Origin of the sequence: Flavobacterium sp. Leaf359 (genome assembly GCF_001423985.1) — a bacterium.
Taxonomy (GTDB): Bacteria; Bacteroidota; Bacteroidia; order Flavobacteriales; family Flavobacteriaceae; genus Flavobacterium; species Flavobacterium lindanitolerans.
This window is the reverse complement of sequence record NZ_LMPW01000002.1, coordinates 261-21120: the sequence shown is the minus strand read 5'-3', so window position 1 is coordinate 21120 and position 20860 is coordinate 261. Positions and strand designations below refer to the sequence as shown.

The 20860-nt window shown below is 39.0% G+C and carries 23 protein-coding genes and 1 pseudogene; 7 read left to right on the top strand and 17 right to left on the bottom strand.

Features of this window, described 5'->3' with window-relative positions; genetic code table 11:
• Positions 1-225 precede the first annotated feature (225 nt).
• The 5 genes from nadD to ASG38_RS02665 all read right to left on the bottom strand — a co-directional run bounded on the left by nadD (position 226) and on the right by ASG38_RS02665 (position 3683).
• A complete protein-coding gene (gene nadD / locus ASG38_RS02685; RefSeq protein WP_056066832.1) occupies positions 226-807 on the bottom strand; it encodes a nicotinate (nicotinamide) nucleotide adenylyltransferase in 582 nt (193 codons plus the stop codon).
• Between the two features lie 79 nt (positions 808-886).
• Complete coding sequence (gene gmk / locus ASG38_RS02680; RefSeq protein ID WP_056066828.1) at positions 887-1462, bottom strand: guanylate kinase; 576 nt, start codon at positions 1460-1462, stop codon at positions 887-889.
• 20 nt (positions 1463-1482) lie between these two features.
• On the bottom strand, positions 1483-2340 hold the full coding sequence (locus ASG38_RS02675) for a YicC/YloC family endoribonuclease (RefSeq protein WP_056066826.1): 858 nt from the start codon (positions 2338-2340) through the stop codon (positions 1483-1485).
• Between the two features lie 91 nt (positions 2341-2431).
• On the bottom strand, positions 2432-3328 hold the full coding sequence (locus ASG38_RS02670; RefSeq protein ID WP_056066822.1) for a DMT family transporter: 897 nt from the start codon (positions 3326-3328) through the stop codon (positions 2432-2434).
• Between the two features lies 1 nt (position 3329).
• Entirely contained in the window at positions 3330-3683 is a 354-nt protein-coding gene (locus ASG38_RS02665; RefSeq protein ID WP_056066819.1) for an arsenate reductase family protein, read from the bottom strand.
• A gap of 84 nt (positions 3684-3767) precedes the next feature.
• On the opposite strand from ASG38_RS02665, the gene ASG38_RS02660 reads away from it, so the two are divergent.
• Complete coding sequence (locus tag ASG38_RS02660; protein WP_056066816.1) at positions 3768-4532, top strand: DUF6263 family protein; 765 nt, start codon at positions 3768-3770, stop codon at positions 4530-4532.
• 49 nt (positions 4533-4581) lie between these two features.
• A complete protein-coding gene (locus tag ASG38_RS02655; protein WP_056066814.1) occupies positions 4582-5037 on the top strand; it encodes a DinB family protein in 456 nt (151 codons plus the stop codon).
• A gap of 1 nt (position 5038) precedes the next feature.
• Here ASG38_RS02655 and ASG38_RS02650 read toward each other — a convergent pair whose 3' ends face one another.
• Positions 5039-5809, bottom strand: coding sequence for a DUF3298 and DUF4163 domain-containing protein (locus ASG38_RS02650; RefSeq protein ID WP_056066809.1), 771 nt, complete (start codon positions 5807-5809; stop codon positions 5039-5041).
• Positions 5810-5903: 94 nt separating this feature from the next.
• On the opposite strand from ASG38_RS02650, the gene ASG38_RS02645 reads away from it, so the two are divergent.
• The gene (locus ASG38_RS02645; RefSeq protein WP_056066806.1) at positions 5904-7049 is read left to right on the top strand and encodes a cystathionine gamma-synthase; all 1146 of its coding nucleotides are present in this window, start codon (positions 5904-5906) and stop codon (positions 7047-7049) included.
• A gap of 50 nt (positions 7050-7099) precedes the next feature.
• Here the strand turns inward: ASG38_RS02645 and ASG38_RS02640 are convergent, their stop codons facing one another.
• Positions 7100-7879: a hypothetical protein gene (locus ASG38_RS02640; protein WP_056066803.1), complete on the bottom strand. Its 780-nt coding sequence runs from the start codon at positions 7877-7879 to the stop codon at positions 7100-7102.
• A 266-nt stretch (positions 7880-8145) separates the two neighbouring features.
• On the opposite strand from ASG38_RS02640, the gene gdhA reads away from it, so the two are divergent.
• The 3 genes from gdhA to recO all read left to right on the top strand — a co-directional run bounded on the left by gdhA (position 8146) and on the right by recO (position 12645).
• On the top strand, positions 8146-9489 hold the full coding sequence (gene gdhA / locus ASG38_RS02635; RefSeq protein WP_056066801.1) for an NADP-specific glutamate dehydrogenase: 1344 nt from the start codon (positions 8146-8148) through the stop codon (positions 9487-9489).
• A 132-nt stretch (positions 9490-9621) separates the two neighbouring features.
• A complete protein-coding gene (locus ASG38_RS02630) occupies positions 9622-11916 on the top strand; it encodes a T9SS type A sorting domain-containing protein (protein WP_056066798.1) in 2295 nt (764 codons plus the stop codon).
• 15 nt (positions 11917-11931) lie between these two features.
• On the top strand, positions 11932-12645 hold the full coding sequence (gene recO / locus ASG38_RS02625; protein WP_056066795.1) for a DNA repair protein RecO: 714 nt from the start codon (positions 11932-11934) through the stop codon (positions 12643-12645).
• A 17-nt stretch (positions 12646-12662) separates the two neighbouring features.
• Here recO and ASG38_RS02620 read toward each other — a convergent pair whose 3' ends face one another.
• The 7 genes from ASG38_RS02620 to ASG38_RS02590 form a co-directional block, all read right to left on the bottom strand.
• Positions 12663-13265, bottom strand: a complete 603-nt coding sequence (locus tag ASG38_RS02620) for an alpha-ketoglutarate-dependent dioxygenase AlkB (protein ID WP_056066792.1) — start codon at positions 13263-13265, stop codon at positions 12663-12665.
• Positions 13252-13509 carry an Ada metal-binding domain-containing protein gene (locus ASG38_RS02615; protein WP_056066789.1) on the bottom strand — a complete coding sequence of 86 codons (258 nt, stop codon included), beginning with the start codon at positions 13507-13509 and terminating at the stop codon, positions 13252-13254. The genes ASG38_RS02620 and ASG38_RS02615 overlap by 14 nt, the downstream gene beginning before the upstream one ends.
• Before the next feature lie 2 nt (positions 13510-13511).
• Complete coding sequence (locus tag ASG38_RS02610) at positions 13512-14225, bottom strand: 2OG-Fe(II) oxygenase (RefSeq protein ID WP_056066786.1); 714 nt, start codon at positions 14223-14225, stop codon at positions 13512-13514.
• A gap of 3 nt (positions 14226-14228) precedes the next feature.
• A complete protein-coding gene (locus ASG38_RS02605) occupies positions 14229-15080 on the bottom strand; it encodes a methylated-DNA--[protein]-cysteine S-methyltransferase (RefSeq protein ID WP_056066783.1) in 852 nt (283 codons plus the stop codon).
• Positions 15081-15146: 66 nt separating this feature from the next.
• On the bottom strand, positions 15147-15767 hold the full coding sequence (locus ASG38_RS02600) for an FMN-binding negative transcriptional regulator (RefSeq protein ID WP_056066781.1): 621 nt from the start codon (positions 15765-15767) through the stop codon (positions 15147-15149).
• Between the two features lie 18 nt (positions 15768-15785).
• Positions 15786-16601, bottom strand: coding sequence for an alpha/beta hydrolase (locus ASG38_RS02595; protein ID WP_056067373.1), 816 nt, complete (start codon positions 16599-16601; stop codon positions 15786-15788).
• 4 nt (positions 16602-16605) lie between these two features.
• Positions 16606-17688: a winged helix DNA-binding domain-containing protein gene (locus tag ASG38_RS02590; RefSeq protein WP_056066779.1), complete on the bottom strand. Its 1083-nt coding sequence runs from the start codon at positions 17686-17688 to the stop codon at positions 16606-16608.
• Between the two features lie 110 nt (positions 17689-17798).
• Here ASG38_RS02590 and ASG38_RS02585 point away from each other — a divergent pair, with 110 nt between their 5' ends.
• A complete protein-coding gene (locus ASG38_RS02585) occupies positions 17799-18629 on the top strand; it encodes an NAD(P)H-binding protein (RefSeq protein ID WP_056066776.1) in 831 nt (276 codons plus the stop codon).
• 78 nt (positions 18630-18707) lie between these two features.
• On the opposite strand, the gene ASG38_RS02580 is transcribed toward ASG38_RS02585, so the two are convergent.
• From ASG38_RS02580 to ASG38_RS18210, 3 genes and pseudogenes are all read right to left on the bottom strand, one after another.
• Positions 18708-19622, bottom strand: coding sequence for a T9SS type A sorting domain-containing protein (locus ASG38_RS02580; RefSeq protein ID WP_056066773.1), 915 nt, complete (start codon positions 19620-19622; stop codon positions 18708-18710).
• Positions 19623-19916: 294 nt separating this feature from the next.
• Positions 19917-20456, bottom strand: a complete 540-nt coding sequence (locus tag ASG38_RS02575) for an STM3941 family protein (RefSeq protein ID WP_056066770.1) — start codon at positions 20454-20456, stop codon at positions 19917-19919.
• A gap of 65 nt (positions 20457-20521) precedes the next feature.
• Positions 20522-20860 (bottom strand): annotated as a pseudogene (locus ASG38_RS18210) (transposase); the annotation flags it as partial.

Sequence of the window (20860 nt, the reverse complement as noted above, 5' to 3'; positions counted from 1 at the left end):
TGATTTTATAAGCATCGATAAAATTTACTCTAATTTTTTAATCTGTGACTAAAATTTACTTCTTGTTTTTATCGCAAATTGAAATGATTCCCATTGATTTTACAAACATCGATAAAAATCATTCTAATCTCTTAATCTGTGGCTGAAATCTATTTCTTTATTTTTTGCCACTGATTTTATAAACACTGATATAAGATATTCTAATTTCTTACTCTATGGCTAAAGCTATTTCTTATAAAACAGATTGTGGTCAATATAATCCCATACTTTTTCAGGAAGCATAGGTCTTGCATTCTTCCCGTTTTTGATGCTTTCACGGATTTTAGTCGATGAAATTTCTACTATAGGAGCATCAATGACATGGATTTTCGGATGTCCTGTGAATTCCGGACTGATAGCCTCGTCAGAAATTCTGGGATAAACATAAATATCGTGATTCTGGAGGATAACATCATAGTTTTTCCACTTATGGAAAGAGTTCAGATTGTCTTCGCCCATGATAAGGGAAAATTCATATTTTGGAAATTTTTCCTGTAGGTAAGCCAGCGTATTTACTGTATAGTTTGGTTGCGGCAGCTTAAATTCAATATCAGAAGGTTTTAGTTTTGGATAGTCTTCTGTTGCCAGGAAAACCATCTGAAGCCTGTGGTGGTCTTCCAGCAAAGTACTTTTTTTCTTATGCGGATTATGAGGCGTCACAACCATCCATACCTGATTCAAATCTGAAAATTCAGCCATATGGTTGGCAATAATCATGTGGCCTACATGGATTGGGTTAAATGTTCCGAAATATAATCCGATTTTCATTTTTTTAAGCTTCTGAGTTGCTAAGCTTCTGAGCAGCTAAGACCTTTGAAAATTAGAGTCTTAGCAACTTAGCCACTTATTAAATCATTTTCAAATAATCATAAACCAATTTATAAGCGTCGTTTTTTGCTATTTCCAGGTCGTAATTTTTCAGGATTACGTCAAATTCCTCCGCTTTGGCAATTTCTTTCTCGGCTTTGGCAAGACGCATCTGTATCTTTTCGTCGGTTTCAGTCTGACGGAAACGAAGTCTTCTTTCCAATTCTTCTACAGAAGGAGGGCTTACAAATACGGCCAGGGTTTGTTTTGGGTATTGCTTTTTTATATTCAGTCCGCCAATTACATCAATATCGAATATGACATGCTTTCCGGCTGCCCAGATTCGTTCCAGTTCGCTTTTTAAAGTACCATAATAATTGTCTTTGTAGACCTCTTCGTATTCGACAAAAGCATTTTCCTCTATTTTTTTCTGGAATTCTTCAGCAGATAGAAAATAATAATCCCTGCCGTCGATTTCTTCTCCTCTTTTTTCGCGTGAAGTCGCAGAAATAGAGAAGTCCAGGTGCAGTTCTTTTTGAGCTAAAAGGTATCGTACTATCGTAGTCTTTCCAGAACCGGAAGGAGCCGAAAATACTATTAATTTGCCATTATTCATTGTTGCGTTGTTGTTTGTTTTTACAAAACGTTCAAGACTTGTTCTTTGATTTTTTCCAGTTCGTCTTTCATCTGGACGACAAGCTTCTGCATTTGTGCATGGTTGGATTTAGAACCCATCGTATTGATTTCTCTGCCTATTTCCTGGGTAATAAAACCTAGTTTTCGACCGTTGGCTTCTTTTCCGGCCAATGTTTCCATGAAATAATTCAGGTGGTTTTCCAAACGTACTTTTTCCTCCGTAATATCGTATTTTTCAAGATAGAAAATCAATTCCTGCTCAAAGCGATTTTCGTCCACATTGACATTCAGTTCTTCGATAGCCGTTTTTAGTCGGTTTTTAACCGTTTCAATCCTTTCGCCATCTAAAGCTACAGTCTCTCTCATTAACGCAAGAATGTTGCCAATCCGGATAAGAAATTCTTTTTCCAGCGCAATACCTTCCGAGGTCCTGAATTCCTGAATGTTTTCCAACCCCTGGTCAATAACACCCTGTATGGTTTTCCATTCATTTTCGTCTAATTCCTCGCGTTCGGTTTTGAGTGCATCCGGCATTCTGACAGCCATTTTTAATAGTTCCGTATCGTCACCATCAACCACTTGTCTAAGCTGATTGATATAGGCTTTTACAATAGGCACGTTGATTTTGGATGAAGTCTCTTCTCCGGTAATTTCTATAAATAAAGAAAAATCTACTTTTCCTCTTTCTAATTTCTGAGCAATCTGATTTCGGAGTGCCAATTCCATTTCGCGATAAACATAAGGCGTCCTCACATTCAAATCCAAACTTTTGCTGTTTAAGGATTTGATTTCAACGGTAATTTTTTTGTTAGGCAATTGCAAAGTTGCTTTGCCGAAACCAGTCATTGATTGTATCATATTCCAATTTAAATAGCTACAAATGTAATAAAAAGTATTGAGTCCGTTTTCAGGCGCCTGAAATTAGATTCTTATAAAATAAGGATTTGAATCAGTTGGCCGGTACGGTTTTTTTCTTCTGTGTTACGAGATAGATTCCCAGGAAAATCATTCCGGCAGAAATTACCTTTATCAGACTCAATTGGTCTTTTCCCAAACCAATAGCGAATAATGTTGCAAAAAAGGGCTGCAGGTAGATAAAAACGGCTACAATAGTAGGCTTGAGTTCTTTCATGGATAAGAGATTCAGCAGATAGGTCAGGAATGTAGAAATCACAACCACAAAAAGGATTTTAGTATATACCGGTGTTGGAATAACAGCCCATTCGATTTCCTGAACCTGTTTCCATCCAAAAGGCAACACCATAATAAATCCGAAAAGATAAATCCACTTCACAAAAGAAAAAGCACTGTATTTTTCCATCAGCTTTTTGACGATGATCAGGTAAAATCCATAAGAAACAGCATTGACAAAAACCAAAAAGTTGCCCCACATGGCATTGGGAGCATTGCCTACGCTTTTTCCATATAAAATGAGCAGTAAGGTTCCGGCCAATCCCAATATAATCCCGAAAGCTTTCCATTTCAGAATTTTTTCTTTCATGATTATTGCCGAAAGTACCAGTACAATCATGGGTGTTGTAACCATAATTACGGAAGCCATAATAGGAGAGGTAAGGCTTAATCCTTCAAAAAAGGTAAGCATATTAAAAGCTACTCCAAAAAAGGCGGAAGCAATAATTCTGGGAAAATCATTCAAGGCAATTTTTTCGGTCTTTAAAAAAAGCGCAACGAGCCAGAACAGCAATGCGGAACCGCCAACGCGCAAGACGATAAATCCGAAAGGTTTGACAAACTCCGGCATTACGTCTTTGGCAATGGTAAAGGTCACGCCATAAATAATCGAAACCATCAGGGCTCCCAGCAAGGCCCAATTTCTTGTAGACATGTTAAGAAAGTGCTTTGGTCACTTCAAGGATGTTCTTCTGACTGTTGCCAATATAGATTTTTCCGTCGATGATAAAAACCGGACGGCTCAAAAAGGTATAATGTTCCAGAAGGTATTTTTTAAAATCGGCTTCCTGCAGGTTTTTATTTTTCAGGTCCAGTGATTTGTATAGTTGAGCCTTTTTGCTGAATAGTGCTTCATAGCTTCCGGACAATTTGTGCATTTCTTCCAGTTCTGCTTCCGTGATTGGATTCTGGCGGATGTCATGAAATTCAAGCCTGTCCGTATTTGGAAGTGATTTTATGATTTTTCGGCAGGTATCGCAAGAGCTTAAATAGTATATTTTATTGTTCATTTGGATAAAATTTAATAGTGCAAAGAAAAATCATTTAAAGTTTAAAAGATGTATTTTTATCAAAATTATCAGCAAATTATAAATATGAAATTTAGGATTATCTGCGGGCTCCTTTTTGGAGGAATAATGGCAATTTTATTTGGTTGTGCTAAAAAGGATACTATTGACCTGAAACTTAAATTAAAGGCCGGTGAAGTCGAAAGAGTTTATGCGGCTACCATAGTAAAAGGAGGTTCTATGGAATTTCAAAGCATTGTAGAAATGAGATTTACAACTGAGGCCATAAAGCCTGACAGGAACGTAATTGATGTAAAGGTTGTCAGGATGAGTTCGTCTTCCGATGCTTTTGGAGAAAAGGAAAGTTATGATTCCAATAAAGATGTCAATGAAATGACCCAGGAAGAAAGGAGCACACATCAGGAGTTTCAGCAAGTATTAAATCAGTCTTTTTTGGTTGCTGTAAATAACAAAGGAAAAGTTGTGGAGCCTTTCAGGAGTAAAAACGGAGACAGGCGAAGACTTACGGAACAGATTATAGATATTTCAAACATCTATATTCCCTTTCCTGAAGAACCGGTTGGAGTGGGTTCTGAATGGGAAGCTGAAAGAGAAGAATCCCTGACCAAAATAAAAACCGTATCAACCTATAAAATAACGGAAATTAACGACAAGCAAATAGTTGTCTCAATAACTTCAAAAATAAAAGGAATGAAAGGTTTTGTTGATAATGAGGCAAAAGGACAGTATGTTTTGGATAGAAAAACATGCAAAATGATTACGGGAGATTTCTCCATGAGTTTAGAAGACAAGAGAAAGGTGTTTTTTAAATTCCGCTCTATTCCTGATTAGAAAAGCTAAAAATACATTTCAAAAACAACTTTTTAATTTAATAAATACCATGCACGAAGCATTCAATATCACTATGCAGAACAGAAAAGTCTTAGAGGGCTATCTGCAAAACTATTCCCTTGAACAATTAAACAAAGTTCCTCAAGGTTTTAATAATAACCTGATTTGGAATATTGGCCATATTATTGTCGTACAGCAATTGTTGGTTTATAAATTGTCCGGACTTCCAACGATGGTTTCAGACGAAATGATTTCCAGATACCAAAAAGGAACCCGTCCGGAAGCTGACGCTACGCAGGAAGAAATCAATGAAATAAAGCGATTGCTTTATGTAACCGTTGAGCAGACCCAAACTGATTTTGACAACCAGATTTTTAAAACGTACCACGAATTCACCAACAACCTGGGATTTACAATCCGAAGTGCAGAAGGCGCAATCGCTTACAATTATTATCACGAAGCCATGCATTTGGGGATGATGATGAGCATTCGCAAATTTGTGTAGGCTATTTGATAAGAAGATGGTCTTTTAGCTGGTCGTAAGGCAGTAATAACTCTTTAGGGCCATCAGCATAAGAAGCAATTTCGTAGGTGTTGTAATATAACAACAGTCCTTTTGGTGTAAAGAAAATACTTTGCGGAAGTTCAAATACTTCTTTTTCAAACATCAGTCCTGTTGCGTTTATCGCACCTGCTGGAATCTTATATTTTTTTCGGAACTCCTTTTCGGCAAGAGCCTTAAAGCCTGCTTCGTCTTTCAGGAAGTCTTTTCGTGTCAATTCTTTTCCGGTTTCAGGATTGAAAAGCAGGGAACGGTTTCCTTCATAACCATGGGCGCCGCCTGTGTAGGTATAATGGTGCAATTTGATGTTTAAGACCTTATCTGAAGTATAATCTACTTTGGCCTCTATTTTTGCTTCCCAGCCTAAAGTTTCATCAGGAAATTCTTTTTTCAGCTCTTCATAAGAATTGATAAAGGAAGTCATGATGTCTTCATAAGTCTTTCCGTTGTAGGGTTTCTCGCCAAAATAGACGATGCCGCGAACCGTATTGAAGATTTTCTTGTTGATGCTGTCTGCTACTACCGGAACGGCTGAAGCTTCCGGAACCGTTATCTTTACTTCGGCACAAAGGTCTCCCTTGCAAGGCAGTGTTGTCTTCTTTTCAAAAGTTTTGGATTGGAAATCAACTGTTTTCAGTTCAGAACTTTCTTTTTTGTCTTTTTGGCAACTTGCAAAAGCGAGCGGTATTGCGATAAATAGTAAGAGACGTTTCATGGCAGCTGTGTTAATTATTTATAAATATAGCGTTTTTAGAATAAAATTAAAAGGTAAATTTGTCCAAAATATTGATACATAAATAATCATTTATATGAAATTTAACACTAAAGTGATACACGGCGGACAACATCATGACCCAAGTACGGGTGCCGTAATGCCGCCGGTTTACCAGACTTCTACCTTTGTGCAGTCAAGCCCGGGAAAGCCTGTTGGAGATTATGAATACAGCAGGGCAGCCAACCCAACGCGTACGGCTTTGGAGAATGCTTTGGCCAGTATTGAAAACGGAACAAAAGGTCTTGCTTTTTCTTCAGGATTGGCAGCAACGGATTGTGTATTGAGGTCTTTCCAGGCAGGAGATGAGGTGATTGCCATGGACGATTTATATGGTGGAACCTACAGGATGTTCACCAGAATTTATAAAAATTCCGGAATCAAGTTTCATTTTGTAGATATGAACGATTTGGAGAAATTCAAATCGTTAATCAACGAAAATACAAAGTTGGTATGGGTGGAAACACCAACCAATCCTTTGATGAAATTGGCCGATATCGAAGCCATTGCCAAAATAACCAAAGAACACAAATTGCTTTTTGCTGTCGATAATACTTTTGCTACACCCTATTTGCAAAAGCCATTGGACTTGGGAGCAGATATCGTTATGCACTCAGCCACAAAATACCTTGGTGGGCACTCCGACGTTATTGCCGGTGCTTTGGTTGTGAAAGACGAGGCTTTGGCAGAACAGTTGCATTTCCAGCAATTCGCTACAGGCGCCACATTGGGCCCGCAGGATTCTTTTTTAGTGTTGAGAGGAATTAAAACTTTGCATTTAAGAGTACAAAGGCATTGTGAAAACGGAGCAAAGGTTACAGAGTTTTTGAGCAGCCATCCAAAAGTAAAGACCGTTTTTTATCCGGGATTGGAGTCACATCCATTCCACGAAATTGCTAAAAAGCAAATGAAGAATGGTTTTGGAGGTATGGTTTCTTTTACGTTTGAATCAGGTAAGAAAGAAGATGCCGTCCGTTTCCTTGAAAAACTGCAGGTATTTACATTAGCAGAGTCTTTAGGGGGGGTGGAATCGCTGGCAAATCACCCGGCTTTGATGACACATGCTTCTATTCCGGAAGATAAGAGAAAAGAAATAGGAATTTCAGATGACCTGGTTCGTTTGAGTGTAGGTATCGAAGATATCGATGACCTGATTGAAGACCTGAAACAGGCGTTGCAATAAAAATAAAAGTCCCGATTTTCATCGGGACTTTTTTATTTCAGGATGTAATTTTAATTCAGATAATAGATATAACCTACGTTTAGCCAAACCAGCCAGTCATTGGCTTTGTTTTCCGAATAGCGAGCCGGGTCTGGTCGCAATCCATCAACCCAGTCAGAAAAATAATACTGGAATCTCAAATCCACCATCAAATCTGATAATTCATTCAGTTTGTATCGGGTTCCAACGCTGGAAACGACAGACCATACGGTTCCGGATTCGTTTTTGAAAGCATCACGATATTTTACAGGCGTGTTGATGATTGTCAATGGTCCGGTTGTAGACTTTGCTTCCGGATTGTAATGGCTGAATTGAGCTCCTAAGCTGATAAAAGGTGCCCAGCTTCCGTCAGAAGCCGTAAAATCACGGATACTTAGCGGATAATATTCAAGCTGCATTCCGATATTGGTAATCGCAGTGCTTCCTCTCATATTTCTTAGCTGTTGGGCGGTAACGCTGGTTTTGCTGTCATCAACCCATTTTCCAAAGTGCTGCAAATTGGTCTTGCTATAGGACAATTCGGTTCTAACTTTAAAGTGGTCGTTAAAAAACGTCTCACGAGCATAACAGTTACACTCTGCTTTATAAGAAAAATTAAGGTAGTGAATAATTCCAACTCCAATTCCTGTATTTCCAGCATTTGTGCTTAAGTCGTGGCGCTCTCCATAGTCTGATTGAAGTGCTACAGGACCCACGATTACCCCAATTTCATGCGAAAAGCCAAATTGGGCAAAAGCAGCATTTAGCCCTCCAAAAGCTAATGCTAGAATTAAAAAATAGATTCTGGGCATCTAATCAAATTTTTAAAGAATTCGAGACAAATATATAAAAACATCAGGCACTTATAAAAAAAAAAGAAAAATAGTTTGTTACTTCAAAAAATATCATAAAAACTCTAAAATCACCCTGCTAAAAATAGATTTGTTTGAGATTTTCTCATAAAAAAATAAATCTATTGATAATCAAAAAAAAAACTTCACGTATTTGGAGAAGATGTATCTTTGTGCTATCAAACGAAAACGTTTTCATTGAAAACGTTAATAACTACTTAATAATCATGTCAGAAAGTATTAACTCTTTTGTTGAAGCAGTTGCTACAAGAAATCCTAATGAGCCTGAATTTCTACAGGCTGTAAAAGAAGTTGCAGAGACTGTAATTCCTTTTATCGAAGAAAATAAAAAATACCAAAACAAGATGCTTTTGGAAAGAATGGTCGAAGCTGAGCGTGTTGTCATGTTCAGAGTTGTCTGGATGGATGACGCCGGAAATACTCAGGTAAACCGCGGCTACAGAATCCAGATGAATTCAGCAATCGGACCTTACAAAGGAGGTATCCGTTTCCATCCTTCCGTTAACCTGAGCATCTTAAAATTCCTTGCTTTTGAGCAGACATTTAAAAACAGCCTGACTACACTGCCAATGGGTGGTGGAAAAGGAGGCGCTGATTTTGACCCAAAAGGAAAATCAGATAACGAAATTATGAAATTCTGCCAGGCGTTTATGACGGAATTGTCGAAGCATATTGGTGACAATACCGACGTTCCTGCGGGTGATATTGGTGTTGGAGGAAGAGAAGTGGGTTACATGTTTGGTCAGTACAAAAGACTTAGAAATGAATTTACGGGTGTTTTGACCGGTAAAGGAATTTCTTTCGGGGGTTCTCTTATCCGTCCTGAGGCTACGGGTTATGGGGATGTGTATTTTGCACAAAGCATGCTTCAGACCAAAGGACAGAGCTTTGAAGGCAAAACAGTTGTAGTTTCAGGTTCCGGAAACGTAGCACAATATGCTGCAGAAAAGGCAACGCAATTAGGAGGTAAGGTAGTTACCCTGTCTGATTCTGCCGGTTATATTTATGATGCAGATGGAATCGATGCTGAAAAACTAGCTTATGTGATGCAGCTTAAAAATGTGGACTATGCCAGAATCAGCGAGTACACGAAAAAATATCCAAGCGCAAAATATGTAGCCGGAAAACGTCCGTGGGAAGTGAAATGCGATATCGCTTTGCCTTGTGCTACCCAGAATGAATTGGACGGAGAAGAAGCAAAATTATTAGTGGCAAACGGATGTATTTGTGTAGCTGAAGGTGCGAACATGCCTTCAACGCCTGAAGCTGTTGAGGTTTTCCAGAAAGCGAAAATTCTTTTTGCTCCGGGTAAAGCATCCAATGCAGGTGGAGTAGCCACTTCCGGTCTTGAAATGTCTCAAAACTCATTGCGTTTGAGCTGGACTTCTGAAGAAGTAGACGAAAGATTAAAAAGAATTATGCTGGACATCCACACATCATGCGTAAAATATGGTTCTGACGGAACCGGATATGTAGATTACGTAAAAGGGGCAAACATTGCAGGCTTTGTGAAAGTAGCCGATGCTATGCTGGCACAAGGAGTCGTATAATCGAAAAATCCATAACATTATAAAAATGCCTTCTGTTTAGAGGGCATTTTTTTTAACTGTTTCAGGCATAAAATATATGAAAAGAGAAATATATCCGTTTGTATTATATTTGTATGCAATTCCTAATCGATAATGAAAAAGCAATTCCTAATTTTTCTTTTTTCTTTTTTTATACAAATCGCTTTTGCCCAGAACAATCAGTTATGGAAGGGCTATTTCTCCTATAATGAAGTAAACGACCTTACAGAATCAGCTATAAGAATAACAGGTGCTACACAAAAAAGCTTGTTTTCCAAAAATCTGGCAACCAATGAGCTAAAGACAGTAACCACAATTAATGGTCTTTCCGGTCAGGATATTACTGCGGTTTATTACAGCCAGGCTTTTAATAAAACGATTATTGGGCACGCCAACGGATTGATGCTTATACTTACAGAAAGTACCGGACATATTTTAATTGTGCCCGGAATACGCGACCAGGCCGGACTAACGCCAAACCGAAAACGCATCAACCATTTTTATGAACACGAAGGAAAATTATACATTTCCTGTGATTTTGGAGTGGTGCAGTACAATCTGGCCACACTTGGATTTGGCGATACCTATCTGCTCGGCCCGGCAGGTGAAGAAGTAAAGGCTTATCAGTCAACGGTTTTAAACAATTTTATTTATGTGGCAACCGCAGAAAGCGGTATCCGGAGAGCCGATTTGTCCAATCCGAATCTTAATGATTTTAACCAGTGGCAGACTTTTGACAGCGGAATTTGGACAGGAATCGTGACCCATAACAACCAGATTGTAGGGATAAGTGCCAATAGAGTTGCCAGACACACCGGAACTGCTTTTGCGACTGTGACCAATCTGATGCAACCCGGAATAGATTTAAGGTCTTACCAAAATAACCTGATTGCTACCACGCTTAATCATGTTTATACCTACAATGAAAACTTTTCACAGACAGCGCATATAGTCAGTAGCAGTATTCCTGAAATGACTGCTGCCTTCAACTGCGCGACTGTCATTGACGGGACTATTTATATTGGTACGAAAGAAAACGGTATTATCTCAACAGAGGTTACCAATACGGCTACGTTTCTGGTAATCAAACCTGACGGTCCTGCAAAGAACAATATTTTTGCGATACAAACAACACCAACCGGAAAACTTTGGGCGGTGTATGGAGGATATAATGTGTTTTATGTTCCGGATGTGAGCAGTAACGGCATTAGTAAGTTTTCAGAAAATGGTTGGTTGAATATTCCATATGAGGATGTTCTGCAGGCCCATTCGCTTTCAAGGATAACCATAAATCCGTCTAATGAAAACCAGCTGTATATCAGTTCTTTCCATTCCGGATTACTAAAAGTAGAAAATGATGTAGTCGTGGCAAAATATGACCACACCACCCAAAACGGGCCGGAATCGCTTTTCTTTGGACCAGACCCCAATTATAAATCAGTGCGTATTAATGGTGCCGGATTTGACAGGTCAGGCAATTTGTGGTTTAATAATTCAAGGGTCGAAAATGCCATAAAAGTTTTGAGAACCAATGGTTCGTGGCAGTCCTATTCTATTGATGGTTTCGCAACCGGTTATTTAGAGCAGGATTATGGACGTATGGCAATTGATAAAAACGGAACAAAATGGTTTGTGTCTTCCCTAAACGGAGTTATCGGTTTTAATGAAAATGCCGCAACGAAATTCAGGTTGGCAGCTTCGCAGGAAGATGCCGGAAATCCGCTTATAAAAAACGCGATTGCGGTAGCGGTTGATAACAGAAACCAGCTTTGGATTGGTACGATGCAAGGTTTGAGAGTTCTGCCAAGCGTTGACCGTTTTATGGGAGAAAGCGATTTGGAAACCAACCCGATTATTATCATTGAAGACGGACTTCCGCAGGAATTGCTTTATGAGCAGTTTATTACGGATATAGTAGTTGACGGAGCCAATAACAAATGGATAGGAACTGCAGATTCCGGTGTTTTCCTGGTATCGTCTAACGGACAGGAGACCATTCACAGATTTACAAGAGAAAATTCACCACTGCCAAGCAATTCCATTAATGATATCGATATTAATGCTGTGACCGGCGAAGTGTTTTTTGCCACTACGGCAGGTCTTGTTTCTTTCCAGGGTACTTCTACCAAAGGCAATGACGACCTTTCCCAGGTATATATCTATCCGAACCCGGTACGCCCGGAATTTACGGGAACAGTGAAGATAAGCGGCCTGATTAACGATGCCAATATTAAAATCACCGATATTGAAGGCAATCTCGTTTATGAAACTACTTCAGAAGGAGGAACTATTGAATGGGATACCAAAGCTTTTGGAAAATACAGGGTAGCTTCCGGAGTGTATATGGTATTTATTTCTTCCAAAGACGGGTCTGAAACCAAGGTCAAAAAAGTCATGATAATAAGATAAATTCGTAATTGCAAAATGCTTGTCAAGACGAAAGCCATTGTCATCAGTGCCCTCAAATATCAGGAAAAAAGCCTGATTGTGAAATGTTTTACGGAAACAGACGGATTAAAATCTTATTTCGTTCACAATGCCTTTTCAGGCAAAAACAACAAACAGAAAATAGCCTATTTCCAACCGCTGAACCTACTGGAGATTGAAGCGGTGCATAAAAATAAGGGAACGCTGGAAAGTTTTAGAGAAATTAAACTTTTTGCGGCCTACCATACCATACATGTTGATATTGTAAAAAGCACGATCATTATTTTCCTTTCAGAAATGTTGCATCATAGCATACGGGAAGAAGAAAACAACGAAGACCTTTTTCATTTTCTGGAAACGGCTCTTTTATGGCTTGACAGCCATGATGAGATTGCCAATTTCCACTTGATATTGCTTTTGGAAATTACCAAATTCCTGGGTTTTTATCCGGATGCTTCGACTAATGATTATGCCTTTTTTGAAATGACGGAAGGCATTTTTACGCCTTTTCAATCCTTGTCCTGCCTTTCTGTACAGGAGACCATGCTTTTCAGAAAATTGCTTGCCTTGCGTTTTGACAGTAACCAGCAGATTTTTAACGGAAAGGAGAGGCAACAACTACTCAAGATTATCCTTGACTATTACAGTTTCCATCTGGATGGTTTTAAGAAGCCAAAATCATTGGAGGTGCTTAAAGAAGTTTTTTCATAATTAAATATCCTTTTCTGCTATAAAACAATGGTCCGGAAGGTCAGGTTGACTCGTGGCCGTGTTACTTTTTTTGAGGGTGGCAGGCGATGCAGCCAATGGCTCTGCGTTTCGTCTTTCATAACGAGCAGGCTGCCATGCTCTAATAGTACGGAAACACTATCTTTTGTTTGTTTGTGTTTGAATGAGAATTTTCGTTCGGCGCCAAAACTCAGGGAAGCGATGGTCGTATTTTTGCCCAAAGATTTTTCATCGTCGCTATGATAGGCCATACCTTCGTTTCCGTCATGATAGAGGTTCAGCAGGCAGGAATTAAAGGAAGTTACTGAAATCTCTTCGGCCAGTTTTTTTAATTCCAGAAGTTCTTTAGTCCACGGCAACGCTTGTTTGGTCGTATTGGAATAGGTATACAGATAATCGCTGTCCCCATACCAGGCCACTTTTCTTTTGGTTATGATGAGTTTTCCGAAAATAACGGCCTCGTCATTTTTCCATTCGATGTCTTTAAGCAATTTTTCCAGATAAAATTGTGCCCGGGCATGACTCATCACCTTTCCGTAGTAGATTACGGTTCCGTCATAAGGCAGCAGATTGGCTGTTATGTCATCATTAAATAAATCCATTACTGTTATTGGTTTTCCAGATTTTATATTTTTCCGAGAGGCAGTGTCCGCAAGGTCTGTAGCCGTTTCGTAAGGCTTCTTCTTCAGAGATGAAGAAAACCCTGTTTTTCCGCAGCATTCTTTTTCCGGATTGACAACGCAAGTTACCGTAAATTTTCAACTTCTTATTTCCTCCCAACAGGATTTCCTTTCGGATGATTTTTCTACGGAGCAAGGCATCTGTAATATGTTCGTGTGCTATCATAATCAGCTTATGGCATCGTGAAAAATAATACCTAGTGTATGCCGTTTTCCGGAATGCAGTTCGCTTACGCCGTGTTTCATATTAACGCGGTAATAACCTTTGGAACCTTTTACAGGTCGGAAATTGGTTGTGAATACCAATGCGTCACCTTTTTTTGGTTTGAGTACAATTGCTTTGGATTGTGCTCTTGGCGTTTGTTGTGTCAGTACGAATTCGCCACCGGTATAATCTTCATCCGGATTGTCTAAGAAAAGCACGGTCTGCATCGGGAAAAAGATATCTCCATATAAATCCTGATGCAGTGTGTTGTATCCACCCTTACCATATTTCAAAATCAGCACCGTTGGTTTTAACTGGTTGTTGGTATGGCAAAGTGCCTGCAATTCATGAAAATCGGCAGGGAAACGGGAATTTATGTTCAGTACCTTCATCCACAAATTGGCAATTGGTGCTAGTTTTGGATACAGGTTTTCACGGATGCCCTGAATCAGGTCCGGAAGCGGATAATTAAAATATTTATATTCTCCCAATCCAAAACGGTAGCGTTCCATAACCACAGTTTTCCGATAGCCGGAAGGATTGTCGTAATTTTTTACGAGTTCATCGCATTGCCGTTCTGTAATCAGCTTAGGAATGATGGCATATCCTTTTTCGTTCATTTCATCGTTAAATGCAGCCCAATCAAGCGCTGTAAATTTTTCGTGTATGTTTTCCATGGCTTATAGTTTTGGAGCATTTGATTGTGCGGCTTCCCATCCAATAATGGCTGTTTTACGGGTATTCCCCCACATATAGCCTCCAAAATTTCCACTGGACTGGATAACACGATGGCAAGGAATCAGAAAGGCTACCGGGTTGCTGCCAATGGCCGTTCCGACAGCCCGTGATGCTCTTGGTTTCTGAATTCTTTCAGCAATCTTACCATAGGTCGATAAATCGCCCATTGGAATTTTCAGCAAGGTTTCCCAAACTTTCAACTGAAAATCGGTTCCTTTCAGGTGTAATTTTACCTGATGGAGTTTGTCCCAGTCGTGTGTGAAAATATACAGGGCATTTTGCTGTATGAGGTCCAGCTTTTGCTTAATTGCGGCATTAGGGAAATGACTTTTCAGGTTTGAAAACGACTGGTCTTCATTTTCGGAAAAAGCCATATAGCAGATTCCTTTTGGTGTTGAAGCCACGATAATATTGCCAAACGGACTTTCGGCATAGCTATAATTGATGGAAAGGTTTTCGCCACCGTTTTTAAATTCTCCAGGCGTCATTCCTTCAATTTTGATAAAAAGGTCGTGCAGTCTTCCGGTTCCTGACAGTCCGGTTTCGTAGGCAGCGTCAAACAGCGTCGCTTCCTTTTCTTTTAGTATATGTTTGGCATGTTCAACGCTAATGTATTGCAGGAATTTTTTTGGGCTAACGCCCGCCCATTCCGTAAAAAGGCGTTGAAAATGAAAAGGACTCAGGTGTACCTTTGCCGCTACATCATCGAGATTGGGCTGGTCCTTGAAATTTTCCCGGATATATTCGATGGCTTCTGCAATCCGGATATAATTGATGTGTTCTTGCTCATTCATTTCTTTGAAATTTATGATACAAAGCTAGTGCGAGCCTTGGCGTCCTGAAACCCGAAACTTGCGGGATTATTCTTTTTCTCTGAATTGTTTCATGGCTTCGGCAGTGGCTTTTGACATAAAATCAGGGCTGTTTTCCAATTGGTTGACAATCGTATGGAAGTCAGTTTCTTTTCGGGTTTGGGATAATTTATAGGTTGCCTGAATTTCAGAAACGGTAATTTTGAAGCCTACAATTCCGTTAACCTGCCGCATCGTTTTTTCGGAGAGATTCTCTACAGAAACCGGATGTTCTGAACCGTGTTCGTAGGTGTCAACGAGCTTTTTCAGCGAATCCATCAATTCCTTGCCTTCAATAATCTGGACTTTTCCGTAAACATGTACTGCAATGTAATTCCAGGTAGGTACATCTTCCTTTTGGTACCATGAAGAAGAAACATAACTATGCGGTCCGTGAAAGATTGCCAATACTTCTTCGCCGGAAGCAAAACTTTCCCATTGTGGATTGGCTTTGGAAATATGGCTGTATAAAAAAGTATTGCCGTGTTCATCAAAGTCCAGTTCCATTGGAATATGCGTTCCCCACAATCTGCCTTTTGTCTGACTGACCAGTATGCCAAAGCTGTTGGCTTTGATAAATTCCCGGACTTCGTCAATATTTTCGTTTTTGTAGTGCGGAGGAGTATACATAGTGGTAAATGTAATTGTTTATTGCGTTTTATTTATTGCTTCCAATGCCTTGTAAAGTGAATTGTGCAGTATTGTAAGATGATTTTCTTCTGTCATTTTTGCGAAGGAAGAAACCAGATTGTCTTTTGATTTTGCCAGGATTTCCGAAAGCTGGAATGCATCGTCTTCCATTTGCTGTCCTTCAGAACCAACGGCTACAAACACCTGAATTTTTTTGTTCCGCTTTTTTTCTAATAATTCCGGAGCTTTACGTAGTAAGGATTCATCGTCCCACCAAAGGCTTGGGCTTATAATAATATAATTATCAAAAAGTTCCGGTTTTTTAAGAAGCGTTTCTGTTACAAAAAGCCCGCCTAGTGATTGTCCGGCAATTGTAGCGGTGCTGGTGCGGTAGTGTTTTTTGACGTAAGGAAGCAGTTCTTTTTCAACAAAACTCAGGAACTTTTCAGAATGGCCGGTAGTTGGAAAGTCTTTTTTGTCCTGAACGTTCGTTGTCGGAAATGTAAAATCTCTTTTCCTGTCGACGTTGGCGATTCCAACAATAATCGATTCGGGCATTTTCTGAATCATGGTCAGGAACTGCACAAGTCCGGTGACATGTATAAAATCTTCGTTGGCAGAACCGTCCAGAAGGTAAATAACCGGGTAAGCCGTTTTCGGATTTTTATTGTAACTGTCCGGAATATAGATGTTCAGGGTTCGGGTTTCATTCAAAACCTTTGAATTGATTTTTTCAATTCTGCCCAAAACAAAAGGTTCGGTTTTCGGACTTGTTTTTTGTGCAAAAGAAAAGGTAATGGCAAAGGAAAATAAAAGGGTTAAAAAGGATTTCATAAGTTTATTGGGAGTTATTAATTGTATTAATGGGTAGTTCATAAAATTTTTCAAACCGAAGTAAAGCCTTTTCAAATTCGGATTCTTGCTTTTTGTCCGGCTGTTCCAGAAATTCATATTCCAGATCGATTACTTTTGGTTTTATTTTTCTTCTCCAGGAACCAATAACCTGTCCGTCAAATAAAAGCGTGTTGTCATATCGGAGTCTTTTTCCGGGTTGTACAGCATTTCGGTATTGCATCAAAGCCTCCCTGTTTTTATAGCCCATAATCATTTCGTCATAAATAGGAAGCAGTTGCAGTTGCCCGAAAGTTGCGGTGTCAAGATTTAGTTTGGGAGAAAAATAATAGGTTTCGGATTCTATTTTTTCTTCTGCCAGATGGGTTCTGACCATTTCGATTCCTTTTTTACAGTCGGTCAGGCTCAATCCGGACCAGGTCGAAAAATCTTTGGCGGTTGCGGGTCCGTGGCTGATGAAATAGCGTTGGGAAAGTTCAGCCAGAGCTTCATCCCGTTCTTTTTTGCTGACAGGCGAAACCCTTTCTTCTAGCAACGCATACGTAAACTGATTGCCTTGTCTGGCGCCACTACAGATTAGTCCTTCAAGTTCTGCCTTCATCATGATGCAAACTAAACGCGTACCGTCAGCCTGAATGTTGTTTTTTAGAAATTCCTGGCTCAATGCTTCGCGAGTCAGATGTTTTTCACCTTCAAGAGCACGCTGCATGATGGTGTTGCATTGATTGAAAGTCGCATTGTCCAGTTCCATCTTTCGGTACATATAAGCATTTATGGCTTCTACTCTTGGGCCTGTTAGCATCAACATCCACCGGATATCTTCCGGCGCCACAAAATGCCAGGTAGGCCGCAAAAGGTGCGTTCTTAAAATTCGGCCTTCGTTGAGGTCTTTTTCAATATCGGAATCCGTCAAATGTGGCATCCGTAAGCCAAGCGACCATTTTGTCTGGGCATATTCCTGTCCTTGAATGGCTCCAAAATAAGCCACCATTTCTGGAGCCGATTTTAGTTCCGGTTTGGCAATCTGCTGTGCAAGCATCCGAAATTTTGCGATATCGCGTTGGGTCATGGATTTGTTTTTTAGGCCAAGCTAATTTACAAAAAAAGTATGGCTGTCGGTTCTGTTCTATTTTAAGGTTTTTCTGATAGCTAGTTTTGTCTAAAAAAAACAGAAACATAATGGAAACAAAACAGATTTTAGTATTGGGCGCAAACGGAAAAACCGGAAGCCGGGTAGTAGAGCGATTGGAAAAAAAGAACTTGCCTGTCAGGAAAGGTTCCCGTTCAATAGTTCCTAAATTTGATTGGGAGCATTCAGAAAATTGGAAAGACGTATTGGAAGGTATCAGCAGCGTATATATTACTTTTCAGCCGGATTTGGCTGTTGAAGGTTCAGATGATGCGATACGGTTGCTTTCAGCACTGGCAAAAGAAGCTGGCGTTGAAAAGCTGGTACTTCTTTCGGGTCGTGGTGAAAAGGAAGCTGAAGTATGCGAGAAAATCATCATGGAAAGCGGTTTGAAATGGACTATTGTAAGAGCCAGCTGGTTCAACCAGAATTTTAGCGAAAGCTTTTTCCTGGAGCCTATTCTGCAAGGGTATGTTTCTTTGCCTGTTGGAGATGTCAAAGAGCCATTTATTGATGCAGATGATATTGCAGATGTAGTTGTCGCATCACTTACTGAAGAAGGACACGATGGAAAGCTTTATGAAGTCACAGGCTCAAGATTGCTGAGTTTTAAGGAAGCAATTGCTGAGATTGCTGAGGCAGTTGGTCGGCCAATTGTTTATGAACAGCCTTCAACGGAAGAATATGTAGCACAGATGACAGCCTATCAAATTCCGAAAGAATATATCGATTTATCAACATATCTCTTTACTGAGGTATTAGACGGAAGAAATGCTTCTGTGAGTAATGGAATTGAGGAAGCCTTAGGGCGAAAACCAAAAGATTTTTCAGAATATGTGAAAGAGATTGCGGCAAGTGGTTTATGGAATCCGCAAGATTGATACGGATTCTCTTTTATATAAATGTCTTTATTTTTGTAAGAACAAAAACGCCGGATCATTGTCCGGCGTTTTAGGGATTTATTTTTTTATAAGCTTTTTTGTGAAAGATGTCCCGTCAGTGGTTAGACCTTTAAGTAAATAAGTTCCGGCAGAAAGCGAACTTACATTGATTGTCTGACTGCCTTCTGTATGTATTACTTTTTGCCCGGAGATGTTATAGATAGCAGTTTCAGATAATGTAGTATTTGCCGGTAATTCTACAGAAACAATGTCCTGCGCCGGATTTGGATATACAGAATAAGAAACCGTTTCAAAAGGTTTTGTGCCCAGATTTTCACTTGTAATGACAAAATTGTCATAAAAAGCATGGTTGCCATAATTGTTATGAAGCATATTAAAACCTACGATATTAAGCTCAGTATAGTTGGCAATGGTTTTTTCTAAAGTATTATTGATGTAATATTTGATTTCGGTAGCAGTAACTTCAATCTTAATGTTGACCCATTGGTTGGGAGCCCATTCCGGAGTAGCATAATCAAAACCATAATCAGCATTTTTGATTAGATAGATATAGCCTCGATTTTCAATACCCACACCTGCTACCGGAACATATTCTTCATTGCTGTCAATAGCAAATAGCGTAAACTCAAAATCTGAACCCAATTTTGCCGTTGCCATCACATCATAAGAAATAGTAAAGTTGTTATAGCTTTTAGGAGCATCAAATGTTTTGGAAGCACCAAAAATTGGAAAATATTGCCAGTCAAAGTCAGGCTCATAAGCATTTTTAAAAGAAAGGCTGCCTGTTGAGGCTGCTTCGTTGCTTACAGTTTGATTGGTTACATATCCGGCAGAACCTTCTGTAACTTCCCAACCGTTTTGTTGGTGAATGGTGCCAATTTGATAGCCTTCTGAGGCTTCAAAAGAAATGGTTTGTTGCGCCCATAGCGTTGTTGAGGCTAAAGCCAGTAATAAAGTTTGGATTTTTTTCATAGCTGTTTTTCGTTTTTAGGGCTATAAAAATAAGCAATATATGGGGTTTGGCGTAACGAGACTGGTGTTTTTGTGTTTTTGATGATATTTTAGGATTGTTGCGGATGTATTCTTGTTTTAAAGTGACTGTCTGTGTTGGAATGCTTAATTTTTTAATGTCTGTAGAGTGTTTTATGAGGAAATGGAAGCTTGTTTGGGTCTTTTTTATGACACTTCTGTATTATTTATTAGGAGCTAAAAACTGGGACATCAAAAGATGTCCCAGTTTTTAGTTTTTAGAATCATTTTTTATTGTTAGTCATCATTCTTTTTCTGCACTTTTGATTTTTCCCATTCTTCTGTAATTATTTTTTCTAATTCTTCAAAATTAATCTTTAACGGACTTGACGCTAGTGAAATGGGTGAGCCATACTTCTCATAAGTTCTTTGCATTGATTTTCTAGCAATAAAATTATTGGCTCGAGCTATGTACTTGTTGGGTTGTTTTACATATACGATTAAAATTTTGGTTGAAAGGATTTCTATTTTCTCAAATCCTTTTATATCATTCCACTCTATTAAACCTATATTTGCAGAATTTGAATTGTCTATAATGCCTGCTTGATTAATTATTAATCCAGGTCTTGAATCAAAAAACTTATAGACTATTAAGATTAAACTTGGGCCAAAAAAACACACGCCAATAATTCCGATAACTTTGATGATTAGTGGATTTCTAAAAGTTGTAGTTACAAGGTCTTCAGGACTTATGATTCCCCAAATACCAAAAACTAGGAATAATATACATGCTAAGAATAATAAGGCTAGTTTTTTTTTGCTTAAATAAATTTTCATAAAATATTAATAATAAGATTTGACAGCTTGTTTCCCGCTACGCAAAGTCTCCTGACTTTGAGCAATTAATAACTATTATAATTATCAAAAGAACTCTTTCTTAACACATCAACAACAGGATTATCAGCTTTTTCGATAGTCAAAATACCTTCACCGTTTGCATAATTACTCGCACTCGAATAAATATAATCTGAAGCTTTTTCAATAAGACCGGCACGAACAGGGTTCAAATGGATATAATCCAATTTTGACCACATAAATTTTTCTGAATAAATTTCTTCAGCATGACTTCCATATTGCCAGAACTGATAATTTTTGTTACGACTATGAGATTCTGTGGCTATTTTGAATCGTTCCAGCATCCAGTCCCTTCGAATTTCAGGTTCTGCTCGAATTTTTTCTAG

Excerpts from the sequence above, each read along its gene's own strand:
- nadD (WP_056066832.1), bottom strand. The coding sequence starts at position 807 with ATGAAAATCGGATTATATTTCGGAACATTTAACCCAATCCATGTAGGC.
- gmk (WP_056066828.1), bottom strand. The coding sequence starts at position 1,462 with ATGAATAATGGCAAATTAATAGTATTTTCGGCTCCTTCCGGTTCTGGA.
- ASG38_RS02675 (WP_056066826.1), bottom strand. The coding sequence starts at position 2,340 with ATGATACAATCAATGACTGGTTTCGGCAAAGCAACTTTGCAATTGCCT.
- ASG38_RS02670 (WP_056066822.1), bottom strand. The coding sequence starts at position 3,328 with ATGTCTACAAGAAATTGGGCCTTGCTGGGAGCCCTGATGGTTTCGATT.
- ASG38_RS02665 (WP_056066819.1), bottom strand. The coding sequence starts at position 3,683 with ATGAACAATAAAATATACTATTTAAGCTCTTGCGATACCTGCCGAAAA.
- ASG38_RS02660 (WP_056066816.1), top strand. The coding sequence starts at position 3,768 with ATGAAATTTAGGATTATCTGCGGGCTCCTTTTTGGAGGAATAATGGCA.
- ASG38_RS02655 (WP_056066814.1), top strand. The coding sequence starts at position 4,582 with ATGCACGAAGCATTCAATATCACTATGCAGAACAGAAAAGTCTTAGAG.
- ASG38_RS02650 (WP_056066809.1), bottom strand. The coding sequence starts at position 5,809 with ATGAAACGTCTCTTACTATTTATCGCAATACCGCTCGCTTTTGCAAGT.
- ASG38_RS02645 (WP_056066806.1), top strand. The coding sequence starts at position 5,904 with ATGAAATTTAACACTAAAGTGATACACGGCGGACAACATCATGACCCA.
- ASG38_RS02640 (WP_056066803.1), bottom strand. The coding sequence starts at position 7,879 with ATGCCCAGAATCTATTTTTTAATTCTAGCATTAGCTTTTGGAGGGCTA.
- gdhA (WP_056066801.1), top strand. The coding sequence starts at position 8,146 with ATGTCAGAAAGTATTAACTCTTTTGTTGAAGCAGTTGCTACAAGAAAT.
- ASG38_RS02630 (WP_056066798.1), top strand. The coding sequence starts at position 9,622 with ATGAAAAAGCAATTCCTAATTTTTCTTTTTTCTTTTTTTATACAAATC.
- recO (WP_056066795.1), top strand. The coding sequence starts at position 11,932 with ATGCTTGTCAAGACGAAAGCCATTGTCATCAGTGCCCTCAAATATCAG.
- ASG38_RS02620 (WP_056066792.1), bottom strand. The coding sequence starts at position 13,265 with ATGGATTTATTTAATGATGACATAACAGCCAATCTGCTGCCTTATGAC.
- ASG38_RS02615 (WP_056066789.1), bottom strand. The coding sequence starts at position 13,509 with ATGATAGCACACGAACATATTACAGATGCCTTGCTCCGTAGAAAAATC.
- ASG38_RS02610 (WP_056066786.1), bottom strand. The coding sequence starts at position 14,225 with ATGGAAAACATACACGAAAAATTTACAGCGCTTGATTGGGCTGCATTT.
- ASG38_RS02605 (WP_056066783.1), bottom strand. The coding sequence starts at position 15,080 with ATGAATGAGCAAGAACACATCAATTATATCCGGATTGCAGAAGCCATC.
- ASG38_RS02600 (WP_056066781.1), bottom strand. The coding sequence starts at position 15,767 with ATGTATACTCCTCCGCACTACAAAAACGAAAATATTGACGAAGTCCGG.
- ASG38_RS02595 (WP_056067373.1), bottom strand. The coding sequence starts at position 16,601 with ATGAAATCCTTTTTAACCCTTTTATTTTCCTTTGCCATTACCTTTTCT.
- ASG38_RS02590 (WP_056066779.1), bottom strand. The coding sequence starts at position 17,688 with ATGACCCAACGCGATATCGCAAAATTTCGGATGCTTGCACAGCAGATT.
- ASG38_RS02585 (WP_056066776.1), top strand. The coding sequence starts at position 17,799 with ATGGAAACAAAACAGATTTTAGTATTGGGCGCAAACGGAAAAACCGGA.
- ASG38_RS02580 (WP_056066773.1), bottom strand. The coding sequence starts at position 19,622 with ATGAAAAAAATCCAAACTTTATTACTGGCTTTAGCCTCAACAACGCTA.
- ASG38_RS02575 (WP_056066770.1), bottom strand. The coding sequence starts at position 20,456 with ATGAAAATTTATTTAAGCAAAAAAAAACTAGCCTTATTATTCTTAGCA.